Genomic DNA, 19,451 nt, shown 5'->3' with positions numbered 1-19,451 from the left:
TATATGGCGTTCGCATCGAAAATCTGGGTCGCTGGGGCATTGTCGGCCGCAATGCTGACCAGCGCGTGCGTGACCGACCCGGTGACGGGCGAACGGACGATCTCGAAGGCGGCGATCGGCGGCCTTGGTGGCGCCGTCGGCGGCTATCTACTCGGCGACCTTGTCGGCGGACGGCGCGACCGGACCGAAAAGATCCTCGGCGCCGGGATCGGCGGCCTCGCGGGCGCAGGCGTCGGCGCGTATATGGACCGGCAGGAGCGTGACCTGCGTGCACGTACCGCCGGCACCGACGTGCAGGTAATCCGGCGCGGCGACGATCTGGTGCTCAACATGCCGTCGGGCATCACTTTCGGCTATGACAGCGCGACGGTACAGCCGCAGTTCCGTCCGACGCTGGACGAGGTGGCGCAGGTGCTGTCGCAATATAACCAGACCTATATCGACGTGTACGGCCATACCGATTCGACCGGATCGGCGTCGTACAACCAGTCCTTGTCGGAACGTCGCGCGGGCGCGGTCGCCAGCTATCTGTCGACGAAGGGCGTTCAGTCCGCCCGGATTGGCACGCGCGGCTTCGGCTTCGAACAGCCGGTCGCGTCGAACCAGACCGAAGAAGGCCGCGCGGCCAATCGACGGGTCGAGATCAAGATCGTGCCGATCGAACAGGGCGACCTTCAGTAACGCTACGACTGCTGGGACTCAGGCGACGAGTCGTTCGCCGCCTGAGTCCATACGTATCGCTGGCAGCGTCGCGAACCCCGGACGCGCGAAATAGTAGCCCTGGATATAGCGGATGCCGATCGCGCGCAGAGCGTCGAGTTCGGCCTGCGTCTCCACCCCTTCCGCGACGACGGTGAGTCCGAGCGATTCGCACAGGCGCACGACTGCTTCGACAATCATCCGCCGCGGCATGCTGACTTCGATTCCCCGGACCAACTCCATGTCGAGCTTGACGATATCGGGTTGGAACCGCGCAAGCAGGTTCAGTCCGGCATGGCCCGCGCCGAAATCGTCGAGCGCGGTGCCGAAGCCCATCCGGCGGTAGGTATCGACGATCGTAGCGACATGCGCCGGATCGTCCATCCGCTCATTCTCGGTAAATTCGAAGATGAGGCGTTCGATCGGCATTCCCGTCGCCTGCGACGTGCGCAGCGTCAGCTGGATACAGGCGGCAGGCGAATAGACAGCATTGGGCAGGAAGTTCATCGACAACCGCGCGCCGGTGTCGAGGATGCCGGCGGCGACCGCGCCTTCGATCGCGGCGACGCGACAGCGCTGGTCGAACGCATACCGGTTGTCGGGCGTCACTCGCGCCAGCACGTTGGCTGCCGATTCGCCGTTCGCGCCGCGCACCAGCGCCTCATAGGCAAAAGGCAGACCGGTGGTCAGGTCGACGATCGGCTGGAACGCCATCGCAATGGCGAAATCGAGTGCCGCACCATCTCGGCAGCCGGAACAGCGGACCTTGGGCGGACAGGAATCGGACGAAATCATGCCGTCCTTTATGGTGGCAAAGCGTTAACGGATCGCGATTTACCCAGGTTATAAAGGTGCCGAACAGCGCCGGGCCGCGAAGAACGCACGCAGCAGTTCTGCCGATTCCGCCTCACCGATCCCCGCATACAGTTCAGGTCGATGATGACAGGTCGGTTGGGCAAACAATCGCGGGCCATGCACGATCGCCCCGCCCTTCGGATCGTCCGCGCCATAATAGAGCCGGGCGATGCGAGCATGAGCGATCGCTCCAGCGCACATCGCACATGGCTCCAACGTCACCCAAAGATCGCAATCGTCCAGACGGTCGCGGCCGAGAGTCCGCGCGGCCGCACGGATCGCAACGATTTCCGCATGTGCAGTCGGATCGAAGGTCGCACGTGGGCAATTTGCACCAGTCGCGATCACTTCACCGTTACGGACGATAACCGCACCCACCGGCACTTCGCCGGTGGCTGCGGCCGCGCGCGCGGCATCCAGCGCCAGCCGCATCGGGCGGGAATCGAACATCGTGGCGTGATGCCAGCCTTTCGGTCCGGGGGCCAGCGGACGCAGGCGAAGTCGGCTCAGATCGCCTTACTGCGTGTTGCCCGGGCGCTCGACCGAGATCGCCGGCACTTCAACCGTGCGGTTTACCGTGCCGACATCGACCTTGCCGACATCGACGTCGAACTTGGGCGTCTGGCCGCCTTCCAGCTTGACTGTAGGGAGTGCGGCGGTGCGGGTCTGGTCCAGACTGACGAAGCCCAGCGACATCAGTCCGACGAGGATCAGCGCCGCCACGCCGATCAATACGAGTAACGTGCGCATACGACCCTCCGTTGAACCTTGCGAAACCGAAACGATGGCGAAACAACGCGCCGGATCGCGGCGGGTTGCACGATGCGCGCGGTTGACGCCGCCCCCGGCAGTCGCTATCCGCGCCCTCTTTCCGGGGCACTTGCCCTGATACAGAATCAGGATAGACGATCATGTCGCGCATCTGCGAACTGACCGGCAAGGGCCGGCAGGTGGGTCACAACGTTTCCCACGCGAATAACAAGACCAAGCGTACGTTCCTGCCCAATCTGCAGAACGTCACGCTGATATCCGACTCGCTGGAGCGTTCGGTGCGCCTGCGCGTCTCGACGCACGGCCTCCGCTCGGTCGAGCATGTCGGCGGTCTGGACAACTGGCTGCTGAAAACCAGCGACGACGACCTCTCGCTGCGCGCACGTCGCCTCAAGCGTGATGTCGCCAAGAAGGCAAAGCTCGCCGACGCAGCCTGATCCGGCGCGATCGACACGGAATTAGCCCTCGAAACTTCGGTTTCGGGGGTTTTTCTGCGTCAACGACGTCGTTTCGACATCGGAGACTTCCGCCTACAGCGCGAATTTCAGCAGATAGGTTCGTTGCAACCGCGACTGGTTGTCGTCCGACATCATCCACAGGATCGTCCGGCCCGCTTCGCGCGTCATTGCCAGCGCTTCGAAATTGTCGTGGATCGTCGGGGGGGCGAGGACGGCGAGCGTCTTTCCGCGCAAAGTCTGCCCCGGCCGCACGCTCCGAATGTCGACAACCTCCAGCGTCGAGGTGAACAGGTCACGCAACCGCGCCCGACGCGTCAGCACCAGCAGTCGCCCATCGGGTAGTTCCGTCGCGTCGGTACTGACCAGTGCCACCGGCGGGGTATAGTAAAAGCGATGATAGCGGGTGCCGGGCCGGGTCGGATCGCCAAGGAACCGCACCGCACTATATCCGCGCTGCCCCTTCTCGGCATGGCTTTCGCTCAACACCACGACGCTGCCGTCGCGCAGTTGCGCCATCGCCTCCGCGCCGCTGTTCGCGGACCATGCGGCCATCGGGCGTGGCGCGACATGGCCGAATATGCGCGACATGTCGGGCGAAAAACGCCAGATCTGGTTGTGCCGTTCATATCCGACCAGCACCGACCCGTCGGGACGAACCGCGAGCGATTCGGTATCGCGATCACGTTTTTCCCAACCGGTGCCCGGTCCGCCCAGATCATGCAGGCGAATGTCATGCGGCGTCCAGTCGTCGCCCATGCGGAATTGCACGACGGTGCCCCCATCCGACAACAGGCTGAACCGGTCGCCTCGCACGTGTAGTGCCGAAAATCCCCCGAACGCCGGATCCCGCGACGTCAGCACCGCCCCGCCCAGATAGCGCAGGCCGCCAACGTCCCGCCGCGCCGGATCGTCGGGGTACAGCGCGACCCGCTTCACATCGATCGCCGGTGGTCCGCGATGGAGTGGCAGCCGCTCCGCCCCGCTCCAGGCCGGAACAAGCAGCAGCACTGCCAGAATGACGAACAGGATCCGCATGGCGCCCGGCTGTAACGGTTGGCGCGGCGAGTGCTAGGCAGGATCGACGCTCTCCTTCGAAACGATGATCACTGCCCGTCCCTTCTGCCCCGACCGGTGCCCGCGTCGATCTGCCCCCAGCGGCCCTGTGGGAAACATACGACCTCGCAGACCCTAAAACGCATGCGCAGGACGGCGTGAGCCTATCGCTGGCGGCTATGGGTCAGTCTATCCTTCGGACGGCAGCGGACCCGGTGGCATTTCACACCGCGCCCGCTACAGCCCGTCCTTGTGCCTGTGGAGAAGCTGATGCCCGATGTCGTCGACCTGACCCAACGCCTGATCGCTTGCGACAGCGTCACGCCCGCGACAGGCGGGGTGTTCGCACTCCTGGAAGCCGAACTGACCGCGATCGGCTTTGCAGTCGATCGGTTCGTCGTCGGCGAAGCGCCAGATGGGCCGGTTGAGAATCTGCTGGCGGTGCGGGGAACGGGCGGACGCCATTTCGCCTTTGCGGGTCATGTCGACGTGGTTCCGGCCGGAGATGGCTGGCAGGCAGGACCATTTGCAGGCGTGTTACGCGGCGGCATGCTCTATGGGCGCGGTGCCGTCGACATGAAGGGAGCAGTCGCGGCGTTCGTAGCCGCCGTCGCGCGGGTGCCAGCGGGTGACGGCACGGTCAGCCTCATCATCACGGGTGACGAGGAAGGTCCCGCGATCCATGGCACGCGGGCGCTGATCGATCGGATGGCCGAACGCTCGTTGCGACCGGACCTCTGCCTCGTCGGCGAACCGACGTCGACCACGATGCTGGGCGACATGATCAAGATCGGGCGGCGCGGATCGGTCAACATCTGGATCGACGTCGACGGACGGCAGGGGCATGTCGCCTATCCCCATCTGGCCGACAATCCGATCCCGAAGCTGATCGCGGCGCTGGCGGCGATCGAAGACGTGGTGCTCGATCACGGCAACGACTGGTTCCAGCCCTCGAACATCGAGGTCACCGACCTGACGGTAGGGAATGTCGCGACCAACGTCATTCCAGCCCGCGCCTCGGCACGGCTGTCGATCCGCTTCAACGACGAACAGCGCGGGCCTGAGCTGATCGATCGGATTGCGGCGATCGTTCATACGCATGCATCGGGCGCGCGTGTCGAAGGACGCATTTCGGGCGAAGCGTTCCTCACCCCGCCCGGCAATTTCTCGACATTGATCGGCGATGCGATCGAACGTCACACCGGACGGCGACCGGAACTATCGACCACCGGCGGCACATCGGATGCGCGGTTCCTGTCGGCGCTGTGCCCGACGGTCGAATTCGGATTGCTGAACGCCACGATGCACAAGGTCGACGAAGCGGTAGCGGTCGACGACCTGCATGCGCTGACGGCGATCTATGCCGATATCCTGAAAGCAGGGTTGGCCGGATAGTAGCGTCACCCGGTCTGGCGAGGCCAGTTCGGGTCGACGTTCAGCGCAATGATGCCCCTGCGGCCTGCACGACGGTCACCTTGGCCCTGTGCCGGGTCCACCGTGCGGCAACCGGTGCCGGTCGAGCCCCTCTTTACGCATCGCTCGCGGTCAGGTGAACCACGGAACGGGTCCGGGTGACGACAGAAGACCAATTTTGGCTTGATGTCGATCCAGCATAGATTTTTCGCGTCGGCAGCGACTTCGCATCCCGACCTCGGCCGGAACGAAAGATCGCGGATCGGACGGCGGCGCATCGAGGGATTGCCGCCCGTGCGTCGATCAGGCGCTTCGACCAAAACCCGGCCGACCCGGTCTGAAGGGGCATCGTCGCAACGATCAGGCGTTCCCGATCGACACGAGGTCAGCCCCCATTCCGCGTCAATTCACGCGGTAATATCCCTTGTACCATTCGGCGAAGCGCGCGAGCCCTTCGGCCAACATGACCTTGGGCCGGTAGCCGGTCAGCGCGTGCAGTTTGCTGACGTCGGCATAGGTCGCGGTGACATCGCCCGGCTGCATCGGCCGCATCACCTTCACCGCTTCACGCCCGATCGAGCGTTCGAGCGTCTCGATCATTTCCATCAGGCCGACGGGATGGCTGTCGCCGATGTTGAGCACGCGGTGATCGCCCGGCTCCGGCGGATGATCGAGCGCGCCGACGATCCCGTCGACGATATCGTCGATATAGGTGAAGTCGCGCGCCATCCTGCCCTCACCGAACACCTCGATCGGCTGACCGGCGATGATCTTTTGCGTGAAGCTGAAATACGCCATGTCTGGCCGGCCCCATGGACCGTACACCGTGAAGAAGCGAAGTCCGGTCTGCGGATAGCGATACAGCTTCGCATAGGATTCGCTCATCAATTCGCATGCGCGCTTCGTCGCGGCATAGAGCGAGACGGGCGATACCGCCGGTTCGCTCTCTACGAAGCCCGCGCCGCCCATCGGCTTGTCGCCATAGACCGAGCTGGACGATGCGTAGACGAGATGTTCGAAGCCATCGATGGCGCGACACGCCTCTAGGATCGACAGGTGGCCCGCCAGATTCGAGCGTTCATAGGCGAAAGGATTCTCGATACTATAGCGGACCCCCGCCTGTGCGGCGAGGTGCACGACCCGGCGGATACCGTTGTCGCGCACCAGCGCCGCCACCGCCGCGACGTCGGCGACGTCCATGCGGTGGAAGGTAAAATCCGGCAGCCCATCGAAGGTGGCCAGCCGCGCCGCTTTCAGCGCGGGATCGTAATAGTCATTGACGATATCGATCCCGATCACCTGTTCGCCACGGGCGAGCAGGCGATGCGCGGTGGCGTGGCCGATAAATCCGGCCACGCCCGTCACCAGCACGGGCACCGGCATCAGCGACCCACTGCGTGATAGGTGAAGCCGGCCTTTTCAACCGTATCGCGCGGATAGACGTTGCGCAGGTCGACCATGATCGGCGCCGACAGCAGCGATTTCACGCGGTCGAGGTCGAGCGCGCGGAACGCGTCCCATTCGGTGACGATCGTGACGCAGTCCGCGCCCTCCATCGCCTCGTAGGCGCCTTCGCAGTACACGACGTTGTCGAGCACCTTCTTGGCCTGTTCGGTGCCTTCCGGATCGAACGCACGGACGGTCGCGCCGGCATCCTGCAACGTCTGGATGACCGAGATCGCCGGGCTGTCGCGCATATCGTCGGTGTTCGGCTTGAACGTCAGGCCGAGGATCGCGACGGTCTTGCCACGCACGTCACCGCCCATGGCCGCGATGACCTTGCGGCCCATTGCGCGCTTGCGGTTGTCGTTCACCGCGACGACCGCCTCGACGATACGCTGCGGCGCATCCATGTCCTGCGCGGTCTTGAGCAGCGCCAGCGTGTCCTTCGGGAAGCACGAACCACCATAGCCCGGACCGGCGTGGAGGAACTTGCCGCCGATGCGGTTGTCGAGGCCGATACCCCGCGCAACATCCTGCACGTTCGCGCCGACCTTTTCGCAAAGGTCCGCGATCTCGTTGATGAAGGTGATCTTCGTCGCGAGGAACGCATTGCCGGCATATTTGGTCAGCTCGGCCGCACGACGGCTCATTTCGACCAGCGCCGACTTGTTGAGATACAGCGGGCGATACACTTCGCGCATCACTTCCAGTGCGCGCTCGTCGTCGCCGCCGATGACGACGCGGTCGGGACGCTTGAAATCGTCGATCGCCGCGCCTTCGCGCAAGAATTCGGGGTTCGACACGACCGACACGTCGGCGTTCGGGTTGGTTTCGCGAATGATGCGCTCGACCTCGTCACCGGTGCCGACCGGCACGGTCGACTTGTCCACCACGACGGTGAAGCCGGTCACGGCGCCAGCGATTTCCTTGGCGGCCGCATAGACGTAGCTCAGATCAGCATGGCCATCGCCACGACGCGACGGCGTACCGACCGCGATGAAGATCGCATCGGCATCCTTCACGCTGGCGGCCAGATCGGTGCTGAACGACAGGCGGCCGGCGGCGACGTTGCGCGACACCAGTTCGTCGAGGCCCGGCTCATAGATCGGCATGCGGCCCGCAAGCAGCGCGTCGATCTTGCCCTGATCCTTGTCGATGCAGATGACTTCGTGGCCGAAGTCCGCGAAGCACGCTCCCGACACGAGGCCGACATAACCAGAACCTACCATCCGGATGCGCATCATTCGTTCCTTCTTCTGCCTGATACTGATATGGCTTGCTGCGGTGCAGCATCGCCCTTTATGCGTGAATACAGGACGATGCCAGTGACTAAAGACAGGAACTTCGTCCTGTCGTGACACAAGCGATCGCATGCGATTAAAATTGTCCGGTGCCCCCGCAAGCTGCGACCGGTCCCCGTTAGCGGGTGAAACCGCAAATGTCTCGCGTGATCCGACATGTTCGTTCCATCACCGTACATTGCGCTGCAACGTGGCACTGGACCTAACCTTGCTGGCACTCTAATCAGCACGGCGGAAACGATCGTTTCGCCCGGGCGGGATTGCGCGACGGGCGGCGGCGTCGCGATCATCCGACCGGCATGGGTCGGGCGCGCAGGTCGGCGAAACGGGGGAAGGACGCACATGGCGTCGAATGAAATCGCCGCGTTGGCGGACGGGGAAGCCGGCATGACCGTGGCACGGGCGCTTCAGGACAGTCTCGCGCCCGGCGAAGTCGCGGTCGACGTACCGCTCGCATCGCTGGGGCGCTGGCGGATCGGCGGGCCGGCGGACGTCGTCGTGACGCCCGCGTCGGCCGAATCGCTCGCGGCTGCGCTGGCGATCGTCACGCGCCATGGCGCACGGCATATCGTGATCGGCGATGGATCGAACCTGTTGTTCGACGATGCCGGATTCCGGGGCGTCGTTATCCGCATCGGCCGCGCGCTGGGTGGCGTGACGTTCCGGGGCGACGGGGTGGTCGATGCCGGCGCGGGGGTTTGGGTGCCGACGTTCGTGCGGCAGGTCATCGATGCCGGGCTGTCGGGCGCGGTCCATGCGATCGGCATTCCCGGTACGCTGGGTGGCCTAATCACGATGAACGGCGGCAGCCAGCGCAAGGGGATCGGTGAGAACGTCGTCCATGTCGACGCGATCGATCATCAGGGTGGCACCCACCGCATCGATCATGCCGCATTGGACTACAGCTATCGTGCGTCACGCTTGCAGCGCGGCGACCTGATCGTCGTGTCGGCGCGGCTGCGATTCGACGCGGGCGATGCCGGAGCGATGCGGCGCGAGGCGATATCGATCCTGCAATCGCGCCGTGCCAAGTTCCCCAAGGTCCGCGCCAATTGCGGATCGGTGTTCGTCAGCGACCCCAAACTCTATTCGCTGATCGGCCCTCCCGGCCTCGCGATCGAGCGCGCCGGACTGAAGGGCACGCGCGAGGGGGGTGCGCAGATCTCGCCCGATCACGCCAATTTCATCGTGAACAATGGCGGCGCGCTGGCACGCGACGTCCTGCACCTCATCCGGCTGGCGCGACGCAGCGTCACCGCCATGTCCGGCATCGCGATGGATGCCGAAGTCCGCCATTTAGCCCCCGACGGCACCATGCGCCCGGCGCATGAAGTTGCCGAGCAACTGGACGAACGTCCGCATACTGGAGCTTGACCCGATGAACACGACCACTGCCCCGCTTCAGGCGGATCACGCCTCCGCCCCGTCCAACCGCATCCTGTCGGTACGGTCGTCCCGTCTGGAAGGCACCGTCACCGTCAGCGGCGCGAAGAACAGCGTGCTGCGCCTGCTTGCCGCCTCGCTGCTGACGGGCGAGCGCATCGTCCTCCACAATTATCCCGAAGGGCTGCTGGACGCGCAGGTCCATGTCGGAATGCTCGAAGTACTGGGCAAGCGCTGCACGATCGACGGCGGCACACTGACGATCGAGGAAGCGTCCGCACCGCCCAGCGAACTGGTGTGGGAAGGCCGTTCGATCCGCAACACGCTGCTCATCATGGGCGCACTCGTCGCACGGACCGGCGCGGGAAGCGTACCGCTGCCCGGCGGCTGCGACCTTGGCGGGCGCGGTTATGACCTGCACGAACTGGTGCTGACCAGCCTCGGCGCACATGTATATGGCAAGGACGGCCGGCTGTTCGCGGAAGCGCCGAACGGGCTGACCGGCGCCGACATCGTGCTGCCGCTGCGCTCCACCGGCGCGACCGAAAATGCGCTGATGGTGGCGTCGCTGGCAAAGGGCACCACGCGACTGTGGAACCCGCATATCCGGCCGGAAATCCTCGACCTGTGCGATTTCCTGCGTTCGATGGGCGCGACGATTACCGTCCACGGTCAGGAAAGCATCGAAATCACCGGCGTACCGGAACTGTCGGGGACGTCACGCCGGGTGATGCCGGACAATATGGAAGCGATGACGTGGCTGGTCGGGTCGGTCATCACCGGCGGCGACGTCGAGATCCTCGACTTCCCGTTCGAGGATCTGGAAGTGCCGTTGATCTTCCTGCGCGAAAGCGGCGCGAAGATTTTCCGCGACGGCAACACCGCGATCGTCCGGTCGGGTCGCCCCTACCCGGTGGAAATCAGCACCGGGCCGTATCCGGGCATCAATTCGGACATGCAGCCGCTTTTCGCCGCGCTTGGTGCGTGTGCACGTGGCGAATCGCGGATCGTCGATCTGCGTTTCGCTGGCCGCTATGCCTATCTGCCCGATTTCGAACGGATGGGCGTGAAGAGCTTTGTGCGCGAGGGCACGGCGCATATCATCGGCGCGCCGAAACTCATGGGCGCGGACGTACGCGCCGCCGATCTGCGTGCCGGTGCGGCACTCGCGCTGCTCGGCATGGTGGCTGAGGGTGAAACCCGCATCAGCGATGCGTGGCAGATCGAACGCGGGTACGACAAGTTTTTGGAAAAAGCGCGCGTTCTTAACGCCAACCTCACCTATGAGGGCGCGTAACGCGCCCTCCCAGAGGAAACTTGTCACGGCCATGTCCTACGATTCGAACCCGTTACAGGCTGCATTGCGGAAATGCCGGCGGCACTTTGTCGCCACCGGCATTTTCTCCGGTCTGATCAACATCCTGTATCTCGTACCCTCCATCTTCATGTTGCAGGTGTACGATCGGGTCGTACCGACGCGCGGAGTGTCGACACTGCTGGTCCTGTCGCTGATCCTAGCGATCTCGCTGGTGGTGTTCGCAGCGCTGGATACCGTGCGCATGCGGCTGCTGTTGCGCGCCAGCGTCCGGCTCGAAAAGATGGCCGCCGCAAACATCCTGCACCGCGTTCTGGGCACCAACGGCGCGACGCCGGCACAGCGATCGCAGGCGATGCGCGATTTCGACACGTTGCGCGGCACGCTGACCGGGCCGGCGATCATCGCGATGTTCGACGCGCCATGGGCACCGATCTACATCATCATCTCCTACATGCTGCATCCGTTGATCGGGCTGCTGGCACTGCTGAGTTCGCTGCTGCTGATCGGGCTGGCCGTCGCAAGCGACCGCGCGACGAAGAACAGCCTCAACGAAGTCGGCCAGCGCACCAGTTCGGCCTATCGCGTGCAGGATTACTCAATCCAGGCATCGGAAGTGGCCCGCGCGCTCGGCATGCGCGGTGCACTTGTCACGCGGCACCTTGTCGAACGTGCCGATCTGGTCCGCCGACAGGGTACGATCGCGGGCACGTCGGGCTTCTTCCTGGCGGTTACGAAGTTCTTCCGACTGTTCCTTCAGTCGATGGCGCTTGCGCTGGGTGCCTATCTGGCGATCGAACAGCAGATTTCGGGCGGCGCGATCTTCGCGGCCTCGCTGATCCTCGGCCGCGCCTTGCAGCCGGTGGAACAGATCCTCAACGCGCTCAAGAACGTCATCAGCGCGCAGAACGCCTATAAGGGGCTGAACAATTTCTGCCGCCTGCCCGACGTCACCGTCATGCGCACGTCGCTGCCGGCACCGCAGGGCCGGATCGAGGTCGACGGGCTGACCATCCGCGCGCCCGGATCGGACCGGATCCTGCTGAACAAGCTCAGCTTTACCGTTGAGCCGGGTACGATCGTGGCGCTGGTCGGGCCAAGCGGCGCGGGCAAATCGACGCTGCTGCGCGCGCTGGCCGGCGCGATCGATCCCGACGAGGGCGAGGTTCGCGTCGACGGGGCCAGCCTGACCGATTGGAACCGCGAGGAACTGGGCCGCCATCTGGGCTATATGCCGCAGACGCCGACGCTGTTCCCCGCATCGGTCCACTCGAACATCTCGCGCTTTCGCCAGTTCGAGGGGATGGGCGGCGAGGAACTGGACACTGCGGTGATCGCCGCCGCCAAGCTGGCCGGCGCGCACGACCTGATCCTGCGCTTCGAGCACGGCTACGAAACCCAGCTGGCAGTTCGGGAGGGTGGCGGTCTCTCCGCCGGCCAACGACAGGTGGTCGCACTTGCTCGGTCGTTGTTTGGTGCGCCGAGTATCCTGTTTCTCGACGAGCCCAACGCGCATCTCGACATCAATGCAGAGACGCGGTTGATGGATACGCTGCAGCATCTGCGTGAACGCGGGGCGACCGTGATCGTGTCGACCCACCGGACCGGGTTGCTGCAGGCGGTGGACAAGGTGATGCTGCTGCGCGACGGCGCGATCCAGATCTATGACGATCGCAACAAGGTGATCCGTCCGGCGGCACCGGCGGTACAGGGGTCGCCGATGCCGCACGACGCATCGAACGCGGCACCGCCGACGGCAGGTCAGGCAGCGGGTGGATCACCGCCCGCCCCCCTGCCCGGCGATGGCGGCAATCGCGCGACGGGAGGCGAAGCATGAGCGGCGAATTGGTCAGCAGGGGGCCATCGACCCCCGGCCAGCAGGTGATGCCGGTTCCGCAGATGATCCAGGAACGGCTGGAGATCGAGGATTCGCCCAATCGCGCGCTGTGGATCGGTATCGTGATCGCGGTCGGGTTCTTCGTGGTGCTGCTCGGCTGGGCGGCGTTCGCCCGGCTGGACGCGGCGGCGGCGGGCGACGGGCGCGTCGTGGTGTCGGGCAATCGCCAGACGGTGCAGCATCGCGACGGCGGCTATGTCGAACATCTCGACGTGCGCGACGGCATGCATGTCGAACGGGGACAAGTCATCATCCGCCTGCGCGGGGCCGAAGTGGCCGCGACGGAGCGGGCGCTGGCGGGCAGCGTGATCGACCTTCAGGCGCAGCGGGCACGGCTGGAAGCCGAAATCCGCGGCGGCACGATCCAGTGGCCGGCCAGCTTCGCGCAGGCCACGGGTGAGGATCGCGCGCTGGTCGAACGATCGAAGGCGCTCCAGCTGGCACAGCTGAACGCGCGTACCGGCGCGCTGGCTGCCAACCGCGCCGTCATCCGCCAGCAACAGGCGGAAGCGTCGCGCAGCATCGGCGGATATTCCGCGCAGTCGCGCGCCAGTTCGCAACAGCGCGCGTCGCTGGAAGAACAGCTTGCCAGCACGAAGCGGCTTGCCGACGAAGGCTATGTCTCGCGCAATTCGGTCCGCCAGATCGAACGTTCGATCCAGCAGCTCGAAGGTGCGGATGCGGACTATGCCGCCCGTGCCGCCGCCGCGCGCGAACAGGTCGGACAGGCACGCGAATCGGGCGTTGCCCAGTCGCGTCGCTATGTCGAGGACGCTGCGACGCTGCTGCGCGACACGCAGTTCCAGCTGAACGAGATCATGCCGAAATGGATGTCGGCCAAGGAGCAGCTGGAACGCACCGTGATCCGCGCGCCGGTTTCGGGGCGTGTGGTCGAACTGCGCGTCTTCTCGGAAGGTGGCGTCGTGCAGGCGGGACAGCCGATCCTCGACATCGTTCCCGATGCCGCGCCGCTGGTAGTCCGCGCGAATTTCGATCCGAGCGATATCGACGGCGTGTATGAAGGCCGGCAGGCGGAGGTGAAGTTCCTGTCGCTGCACGAACGCGATCTGCCGATCCTGCTGGGCCAGATCCGCAACGTGTCGGCCGACAGCCTGACCGACGAGAAATCGGGCCGCAGCTACTTCACTGCCGAAATCGTGGTGCCGCAGTCGCAGATCGCGCTGCTGAAGCAGGTGCGCGGGGCCGATACCGGTATCCGCGCCGGTGTGCCGGTGAGCGTGCTCATCAAGCTGCGTCCGCGTACAGCATTGCAATATATGCTCGATCCGTTGACGGAAGCATTCCGGCGGTCGATGCACGAGCGTTGACCGGGACGGCCGGGCGGCGTCGACTTCATCGTCGTCGCCCGGCCGTACGACGTGACATATGGTTGATACTCTACGCTTGAATTGCCGTGTGAAATGCCGTGTGGGTTTCCCCGCGTCGGACGGGGATCGGGCGGCGGGGAACTACAGGGGGACAGGATGACTGCCGGACTTCGATCGCGCATCGCACTATGCCTGACGGCCAGCATTGCCATCATCGGCGAAGCGGCTGTCGCGCAGGCGCCCCGGACCACGGCGGCACCGGTCCAGCCGGCAACCCCGCCGATGCCGAGCCTGCCCGTCGATCCGGCGGCGCGGACCGAGACGCTGGCCGAAGCGCTGGCCGACGCCTATCGCAACAACCCGCAGCTCGAAGCGCAGCGCGCGCAGCTTCGCGCGATCGACGAGACGGTCATTCAGGCCAGCTCGCCCTATCGCCTGCGTTCCAGCGTGGTCGGATCGATCCGCTATCAGGAACAGGTTCAGCGTAACGTCTTTTTCGACGATCTGGTCACCAACCGCAATCGCGCGACCGGTGCGTCGCTGACTGCGTCGCAGATCCTGTTCAACGGCGGCCGCACCGCCGCGCAGGTATCCGCCGCCGAAGCCGACGTCCTGTCGGGACGCGAGCGGTTGCGCGAGGTCGAGAACTTCATCCTGTTCGAAGTCGTCGATTCGTACATGTCGGTGCTGCGCGATCAGACGCTGATCGCGATCCAGCGCCGATCGGTCGATTCCTATGCGCGGCAGGTCGATCAGGCACGGGCGCGCGAACGCGCAGGCGACCTGACCCGCACCGACATCGCCCAGGCCGAAGCCCAATTGGGTATCGTGCAGGCGCAGTTGTCGCAGGCCGAGGCGAATCTTCAGCGGAGCCGGGCGCGGTTCGCCGCCGCGGTCGGACGCAATCCGGGCAATCTGACGCCCCCCGCCCCGCTGCCCGGTATCCCGGCGTCGATCGACATGGCGTTCCGCGATGCCGAGGCCGAAAGCCCGACCCTGTGGCAGGCGATCCTGAACGAACGCGCCGGACGCGCGCGCGTCGCCGCCGAACGTGCCGAACGCAATCCGGTGCTGAGCGCGGATGCAGCGATCGGGCTGAACGACAATACGGCGATCGGTTTCAACAATCTGCGGCGCGGGGCCAGCGCATCGGCGACGCTGACCGTGCCGTTGCTGACCGGCGGAGTGGTCGATTCGCGCGTCCGGGCGGCGCTGGCGAACCAGCAGGCGTTGCAGTTCAATGTCGAGGCGACGCGGCGCGGCGTATCGTCGCAGGTACAGTCGGCATGGAACCAGACGATCTCGTCGGCCGAACAGCAGTTGATCGGCCTGCGCAGCGTCGAAGCCGCGAACCGTGCGCTGGAAGGCGTGCGGCGCGGGTTCCAGGAAGGCTTCCGCTCCAACTTCGAAGTGCTCGATTCGGAACAGCGGCTGCTGAACGCGCAGCTGCTCGTCGCCAATGCCGATTATCAGCGTTACAGTTCGCAGGCGACGTTGCTGACCTATATCGGCCGGCTAGAAACCGCGCTGCTCAGCCCGGCGAACGCGACCTATGACGCGACGCGCAATCTGGAACGGCAGAAGGCCAAGCAGATCGATCCGTTCCAGCCGGTGGTGAGCGTGCTCGACCGACTGGCGCGCGCGCCGGACGATCCCCGCGACGCCCCGCTGGTCCCGGTCGCCGGACCGACGATCCTCGGCACGCCGCTCAACCCCGCGCCGCAACGCCCGCTGGGCACGGCGCTGCCGTTGCCGGACGCCCCGCGCACCCGTCCGCTGCCACCCGAGGATCAGGCACCGCCGTCGACCCGCCGTCCGGTGGCCGTTCCCGGCGAGCAGTAATCGGGTTCGACCGGTGCCGCGCGGATAGCTGGCGCCGGTCTTCCCCCCCAACCCTGCGGATCGACGCGGCGGTCGTGCAGAACCCGGGCCTGATCGATGCGCGGGTCTCCTGAACATTCATCGCATATCGGAAACGCTACGGCAGACCTGTCGTAGAGACTCCCACTTTGCGATCTTCGGCATGCGGCGATCGTTCGGGGGCGTGTCCGCAAGCGTCAGCCCGCGAGCAAATCCGACGGCACGGCGGGACCATGCGACCTCTGGCAGACTTCGACCGACGCGACTCCGGCCATCGCAGGCGATCCGCGAAGACGTTTTGCGTCGAACCGAGGCGGTCGATCGTCCGGGATCGCGCGGGGTCCGCCCGCCGGCTTCGCCGCGCAAAGGGCGCTCTGCCACACCGAACCGGAAAAAATCACTTTCCTACAAACCGCACCGCATGGAACAAACCGAGTACGATCCAGCGCGGGTCGGAATAGCGGGAGTGGTTGATGTCCGATTCTTTCAGGTCCTTTGCAGATTCGCCGGTCGGTCCGGCCCGCAGCGCCAGCGCCGTCGTGCCGAGCGACACGGTGCCGTTGGCCCGACTGCCCAAGGCGCTGTACGTCGGCGGTGGCGGTACTATCGTGCTGCGCGCGATCGACAGTACGGACGATGTCGTACTGAGCGGCATCGCGGCGGGCAGCATCGTGCCGGTCCGCGCGCAGATCGTCCGTGCGACGGGCACGACCGCGACGCAGATCGTGGCGTTGTGCTGATGCTGGGGTTCGATATCACCATCGCCCGGCCCGTTCGCGGGTCCGTCGTCCGGGAAATGCGGGCCGCGACGCTGGCGTTGATCGCCCGCATGCAGCCACCGCCCGATCCGGCGCGGGCCACGCGGATCGACCTGCTGATCGGTACGCTGATCGATCACCAGATCTGGAGCCGGATCGACACGCTGCTGCTGCTGGCGGCGCATTCGCCCGAGGCAGCATTGTTGAACTGGACCGGGGGCCGCGATGCTGCCGTCGGTGGCGGCGATCCGCGGTTCATCGCCGACCGTGGCTGGTGGTGCGACGGACTGGACGACTGGATCGACACCGGGCTGGTCCCCGCCAGCGCGACGCGATTCCAGCGGAACAGCGCGATGGCCGGGTGCTGGACGCGCAAGGATGGGCGCAATGCGACGGTGCCGGTCGGCACGATCGTCGGCACATCGGTTTCCATTACCCCCCGGAACGCCAGCGATGCGAATGCCGGCCGGCTGAACGGGACGACGGTGGTGTCCGCCGGGTCGGTGACGACCGGCTATGGTTTCTGCGCCGTCGACCGCGACGGCGCGGCGCGGTTGCGACAATTCGTGCAGGGACGGCTGGGCGCCACCAATGGCTCTGCTCCGTCGGCGGCACCATCGGCGGCCACGATCGGGCTTGGCCTCGCCAACGGTATCGCCGCCGACGGGCAATTCTGCGCCTTCGTCGGGGGGGATAGTTTGAGCGAGCAGCAGCACGGCATATTGTACGACGCGCTCGCAGACTATCTGGGTGCGCTGGGTGTCGCGCGACTGCCCGCCGCTGCGTCACGTGCGCTATCGCCCGCCGATCCAGTCGCCCTGCCCGATGGCAGCGCCCCGATCACCGCCGGCAACGGCATGGCCGTGACCGGAATCGCGCGCGACCCGGCCGGCCGCTGGTACATCGCCAATGGCCGGACCACGCGACATGCGTTGCTGTTCACCCGGATGACACCGGACATGGTCGCGATCGATCTGGAATTCGATGTCGCCCGCCTCGGCCTTTCGTCCGACATGGCGGGATCGTGCCAGGGCATTACCTGCGACACCGGCGACGGCACGATCTGGTTCATCGTCAAACTGGCCGGGCCGGACGGAAATCGCAGCTATCTCGTTCGGATGGAGCCGGAAACCGGGCTGGCGATCGGAACGCCGATCCCGATCGCCGCAGGGGATAACGGCATTGCGTACGACCCGGAAACCGACGGGTTCTGGATCGTTCGCGACAGTGCCGAACTGATTCTGTACGACAAGCAGGGAAAAGCGCGGACGGGCAGCTTTCCGCTTCCGCCTGCCAGCGACCATTGTTTCGTGACCGGCGTCGGCCACGGGCGAATCGGTGCCGGCGAATTGATCGTCAGCGCCGGCGTTAACGGAGCGGCCGGTGCGATCCATCGGTATCACCGGCTCGATTATGGCGGGCCCGTCGCGATCGGTATCGAAACGGCGCCCGGTGCCGATGCGATCGAGGGCGTGTGGCTCGGCGAAGATGTGTTCCATATTGGTAATGATGCGGCGACCCATCCGGGCGTGCCGGCCAAGAACCGCGTTTTGCGCTATCAGCTATAGTGACACGTATCCGCACTTCATCGCCGCGGAATTTCGGCCGTAGAATCATATGGAAAGTCCAGCCGGCCGGCCGGAAAGCAACCATTTTCCAAAAAATCGGCAGGTTGGGTCCGGTGTTCCAGGACACGACGAACGGATGGTTATCGGCGATGAGCCGTTATTATGACGCAACCTATTAGAACTGGCTGTTTTTGACCGTTCTCACGACACGTCTCATCGCGGGACGGTCGACCGTTGAATCGAGTCTCTATAGCGCTCGGCGGGTAGCGGCGGGACAGCCGGTGCCGCCGGCCGGCGGCACCGCCCTAATATTGGGTGAATAAGCCCATAACCTATTAGTTTAGTAGTTCGGCAAAACGATTCAGCGATTAACGTCCTCGGGGCTTCGGGGACAAAGTCTGGACGGCAACAAAAGTGCCGCCGGCACCGAACCTGGGCGAAATTTTACTTGCGGGGATACCATGGCAATCACTAGCGGCGTAGCAAACGGCGAAGTCTTTCTGCAGGCGAAGTATCTCAGCATTGGGATCAACGTCGACGGAACTTTGGGAACGATGTACAATGCCACGAAAGGCATTGAGACCGACATCGACACCGGCCTTCGCCGTGTCGGTTTGTTTGCCGACTTCGACGGCTTTGGTCAGGGCAAGGAAACGACCCTGAACGACGTGCTGTTGCAGGGGCGCGCGATCGAAGGCTTCAACGTCGGATACAAGCTCGGTGCGACCACCGTCGTGCGCAGCAACCAGACGCTGACCGGCTATTCGCAGATCAAGGGCTCGCTGGACAATGCCAGCACGTCCGAAGCCGCTGCTGCGACGTGGAGCGGCGCGACCGCCGACAAGCTGGGCATTGCACAGAAGATCACGCTGGCCGACGATGCGAAGTACATCCGCATCGACGTCACGCTGACCAACAATTCGTCGGTGACGATGAACGACGTGCGGTACATGCGGACCGCCGATCCCGACCAGTCGGACAAGTTCGCCACGGCGAACAAGATCGAACGTCAGGGCGACAATGGCGCGCTGGTGACGGCGCAGGTCGCACCGTCGACCCCGTTCTTCCTCTACACCCCGGATCAGCGCGCGGTCGCATCCTTCTACGGCTTCGTGAACACCGATCCCTATGCCGCTGCCGCCTATGCCACCGAACAGGCGGTCGGATATGCCAAGACCGTCGACCAGACGCTGAACCTGACCTTCGGCCTCGGCGCGCTCAAGCCCGGTGAATCGACCAAGATCACCATGTATCTGGGCGTGACCGACAATCTCGGCGCCACACTGTCGCAGATCGACTCGGGTGTCATCACCGCACCGCGTCCGCCGGTGCCGGTGAACCTCGCGCCG

The 19,451-nt window shown here is 65.0% G+C and carries 17 protein-coding genes; 11 read left to right on the top strand and 6 right to left on the bottom strand.

The features are described 5' to 3' along the window. Positions 1-3 precede the first annotated feature (3 nt). Positions 4-681: an OmpA family protein gene (locus IFT55_RS16255; RefSeq protein ID WP_192093402.1), complete on the top strand. Its 678-nt coding sequence runs from the start codon at positions 4-6 to the stop codon at positions 679-681. Between the two features lie 18 nt (positions 682-699). Here IFT55_RS16255 and IFT55_RS16250 read toward each other — a convergent pair whose 3' ends face one another. The 3 genes from IFT55_RS16250 to IFT55_RS16240 all read right to left on the bottom strand — a co-directional run bounded on the left by IFT55_RS16250 (position 700) and on the right by IFT55_RS16240 (position 2,304). Beyond that, a complete protein-coding gene (locus tag IFT55_RS16250; protein ID WP_446740736.1) occupies positions 700-1,494 on the bottom strand; it encodes an EAL domain-containing protein in 795 nt (264 codons plus the stop codon). 48 nt (positions 1,495-1,542) lie between these two features. Next, a complete protein-coding gene (locus IFT55_RS16245) occupies positions 1,543-1,986 on the bottom strand; it encodes a nucleoside deaminase (RefSeq protein ID WP_192093427.1) in 444 nt (147 codons plus the stop codon). 84 nt (positions 1,987-2,070) lie between these two features. Next, a complete protein-coding gene (locus tag IFT55_RS16240; RefSeq protein ID WP_192093401.1) occupies positions 2,071-2,304 on the bottom strand; it encodes a hypothetical protein in 234 nt (77 codons plus the stop codon). A gap of 161 nt (positions 2,305-2,465) precedes the next feature. On the opposite strand from IFT55_RS16240, the gene rpmB reads away from it, so the two are divergent. Beyond that, positions 2,466-2,762 carry a 50S ribosomal protein L28 gene (rpmB, locus tag IFT55_RS16235; RefSeq protein ID WP_192093400.1) on the top strand — a complete coding sequence of 99 codons (297 nt, stop codon included), beginning with the start codon at positions 2,466-2,468 and terminating at the stop codon, positions 2,760-2,762. A 93-nt stretch (positions 2,763-2,855) separates the two neighbouring features. Here rpmB and IFT55_RS16230 read toward each other — a convergent pair whose 3' ends face one another. Next, positions 2,856-3,818 carry an esterase-like activity of phytase family protein gene (locus IFT55_RS16230; protein WP_192093399.1) on the bottom strand — a complete coding sequence of 321 codons (963 nt, stop codon included), beginning with the start codon at positions 3,816-3,818 and terminating at the stop codon, positions 2,856-2,858. Between the two features lie 288 nt (positions 3,819-4,106). Here IFT55_RS16230 and dapE point away from each other — a divergent pair, with 288 nt between their 5' ends. Further along, positions 4,107-5,231, top strand: coding sequence for a succinyl-diaminopimelate desuccinylase (dapE, locus tag IFT55_RS16225; protein ID WP_192093398.1), 1,125 nt, complete (start codon positions 4,107-4,109; stop codon positions 5,229-5,231). A 420-nt stretch (positions 5,232-5,651) separates the two neighbouring features. Here dapE and IFT55_RS16220 read toward each other — a convergent pair whose 3' ends face one another. After that, a complete protein-coding gene (locus tag IFT55_RS16220; RefSeq protein ID WP_192093397.1) occupies positions 5,652-6,632 on the bottom strand; it encodes an NAD-dependent epimerase/dehydratase family protein in 981 nt (326 codons plus the stop codon). Then, positions 6,632-7,933 carry a UDP-glucose dehydrogenase family protein gene (locus IFT55_RS16215; protein WP_192093396.1) on the bottom strand — a complete coding sequence of 434 codons (1,302 nt, stop codon included), beginning with the start codon at positions 7,931-7,933 and terminating at the stop codon, positions 6,632-6,634. Before IFT55_RS16215 ends, IFT55_RS16220 begins: the two co-directional genes overlap by 1 nt. Positions 7,934-8,335: 402 nt before the next feature. Here IFT55_RS16215 and murB point away from each other — a divergent pair, with 402 nt between their 5' ends. From murB to IFT55_RS16175, 8 genes are all read left to right on the top strand, one after another. Then, the gene (gene murB / locus IFT55_RS16210; RefSeq protein WP_197976508.1) at positions 8,336-9,367 is read left to right on the top strand and encodes a UDP-N-acetylmuramate dehydrogenase; all 1,032 of its coding nucleotides are present in this window, start codon (positions 8,336-8,338) and stop codon (positions 9,365-9,367) included. 4 nt (positions 9,368-9,371) lie between these two features. Beyond that, positions 9,372-10,673 (top strand): UDP-N-acetylglucosamine 1-carboxyvinyltransferase, encoded by a 1,302-nt coding sequence (locus tag IFT55_RS16205; protein ID WP_192093395.1) that lies wholly within the window; start codon positions 9,372-9,374, stop codon positions 10,671-10,673. Between the two features lie 31 nt (positions 10,674-10,704). Beyond that, positions 10,705-12,528 (top strand): type I secretion system permease/ATPase, encoded by a 1,824-nt coding sequence (locus tag IFT55_RS16200; protein WP_192093394.1) that lies wholly within the window; start codon positions 10,705-10,707, stop codon positions 12,526-12,528. Further along, the gene (locus IFT55_RS16195; RefSeq protein WP_192093393.1) at positions 12,525-13,916 is read left to right on the top strand and encodes an HlyD family type I secretion periplasmic adaptor subunit; all 1,392 of its coding nucleotides are present in this window, start codon (positions 12,525-12,527) and stop codon (positions 13,914-13,916) included. The genes IFT55_RS16200 and IFT55_RS16195 overlap by 4 nt, the downstream gene beginning before the upstream one ends. Positions 13,917-14,072: 156 nt before the next feature. Next, on the top strand, positions 14,073-15,758 hold the full coding sequence (locus IFT55_RS16190; RefSeq protein ID WP_192093392.1) for a TolC family outer membrane protein: 1,686 nt from the start codon (positions 14,073-14,075) through the stop codon (positions 15,756-15,758). A gap of 491 nt (positions 15,759-16,249) precedes the next feature. After that, complete coding sequence (locus tag IFT55_RS16185; RefSeq protein ID WP_192093391.1) at positions 16,250-16,516, top strand: spike base protein, RCAP_Rcc01079 family; 267 nt, start codon at positions 16,250-16,252, stop codon at positions 16,514-16,516. Next, positions 16,516-18,102 carry a hypothetical protein gene (locus tag IFT55_RS16180; RefSeq protein WP_192093390.1) on the top strand — a complete coding sequence of 529 codons (1,587 nt, stop codon included), beginning with the start codon at positions 16,516-16,518 and terminating at the stop codon, positions 18,100-18,102. The genes IFT55_RS16185 and IFT55_RS16180 overlap by 1 nt, the downstream gene beginning before the upstream one ends. A gap of 461 nt (positions 18,103-18,563) precedes the next feature. Beyond that, the coding region (locus IFT55_RS16175) for a hypothetical protein (RefSeq protein ID WP_192093389.1) at positions 18,564-19,451 on the top strand (888 nt) is incomplete at its 3' end.

The organism is Sphingomonas sp. CFBP 13720 (assembly GCF_014842075.1).
GTDB lineage: Bacteria > Pseudomonadota > Alphaproteobacteria > Sphingomonadales > Sphingomonadaceae > Sphingomonas.
This window is presented reverse-complemented; position numbering and strand designations above follow the sequence as displayed.

Bases quoted from the DNA above. Each gene is read 5' to 3' on its own strand.
- IFT55_RS16255 (WP_192093402.1), top strand. From the start codon at position 4: ATGGCGTTCGCATCGAAAATCTGGGTCGCTGGGGCATTGTCGGCCGCA.
- IFT55_RS16215 (WP_192093396.1), bottom strand. From the start codon at position 7,933: ATGCGCATCCGGATGGTAGGTTCTGGTTATGTCGGCCTCGTGTCGGGA.
- dapE (WP_192093398.1), top strand. From the start codon at position 4,107: ATGCCCGATGTCGTCGACCTGACCCAACGCCTGATCGCTTGCGACAGC.
- IFT55_RS16200 (WP_192093394.1), top strand. From the start codon at position 10,705: ATGTCCTACGATTCGAACCCGTTACAGGCTGCATTGCGGAAATGCCGG.
- IFT55_RS16250 (WP_446740736.1), bottom strand. From the start codon at position 1,494: ATGATTTCGTCCGATTCCTGTCCGCCCAAGGTCCGCTGTTCCGGCTGC.
- IFT55_RS16185 (WP_192093391.1), top strand. From the start codon at position 16,250: ATGTCCGATTCTTTCAGGTCCTTTGCAGATTCGCCGGTCGGTCCGGCC.
- IFT55_RS16195 (WP_192093393.1), top strand. From the start codon at position 12,525: ATGAGCGGCGAATTGGTCAGCAGGGGGCCATCGACCCCCGGCCAGCAG.
- IFT55_RS16220 (WP_192093397.1), bottom strand. From the start codon at position 6,632: ATGCCGGTGCCCGTGCTGGTGACGGGCGTGGCCGGATTTATCGGCCAC.
- IFT55_RS16180 (WP_192093390.1), top strand. From the start codon at position 16,516: ATGCTGGGGTTCGATATCACCATCGCCCGGCCCGTTCGCGGGTCCGTC.
- IFT55_RS16240 (WP_192093401.1), bottom strand. From the start codon at position 2,304: ATGCGCACGTTACTCGTATTGATCGGCGTGGCGGCGCTGATCCTCGTC.
- IFT55_RS16205 (WP_192093395.1), top strand. From the start codon at position 9,372: ATGAACACGACCACTGCCCCGCTTCAGGCGGATCACGCCTCCGCCCCG.
- murB (WP_197976508.1), top strand. From the start codon at position 8,336: ATGGCGTCGAATGAAATCGCCGCGTTGGCGGACGGGGAAGCCGGCATG.
- IFT55_RS16190 (WP_192093392.1), top strand. From the start codon at position 14,073: ATGACTGCCGGACTTCGATCGCGCATCGCACTATGCCTGACGGCCAGC.
- rpmB (WP_192093400.1), top strand. From the start codon at position 2,466: ATGTCGCGCATCTGCGAACTGACCGGCAAGGGCCGGCAGGTGGGTCAC.
- IFT55_RS16230 (WP_192093399.1), bottom strand. From the start codon at position 3,818: ATGCGGATCCTGTTCGTCATTCTGGCAGTGCTGCTGCTTGTTCCGGCC.
- IFT55_RS16245 (WP_192093427.1), bottom strand. From the start codon at position 1,986: ATGCGGCTGGCGCTGGATGCCGCGCGCGCGGCCGCAGCCACCGGCGAA.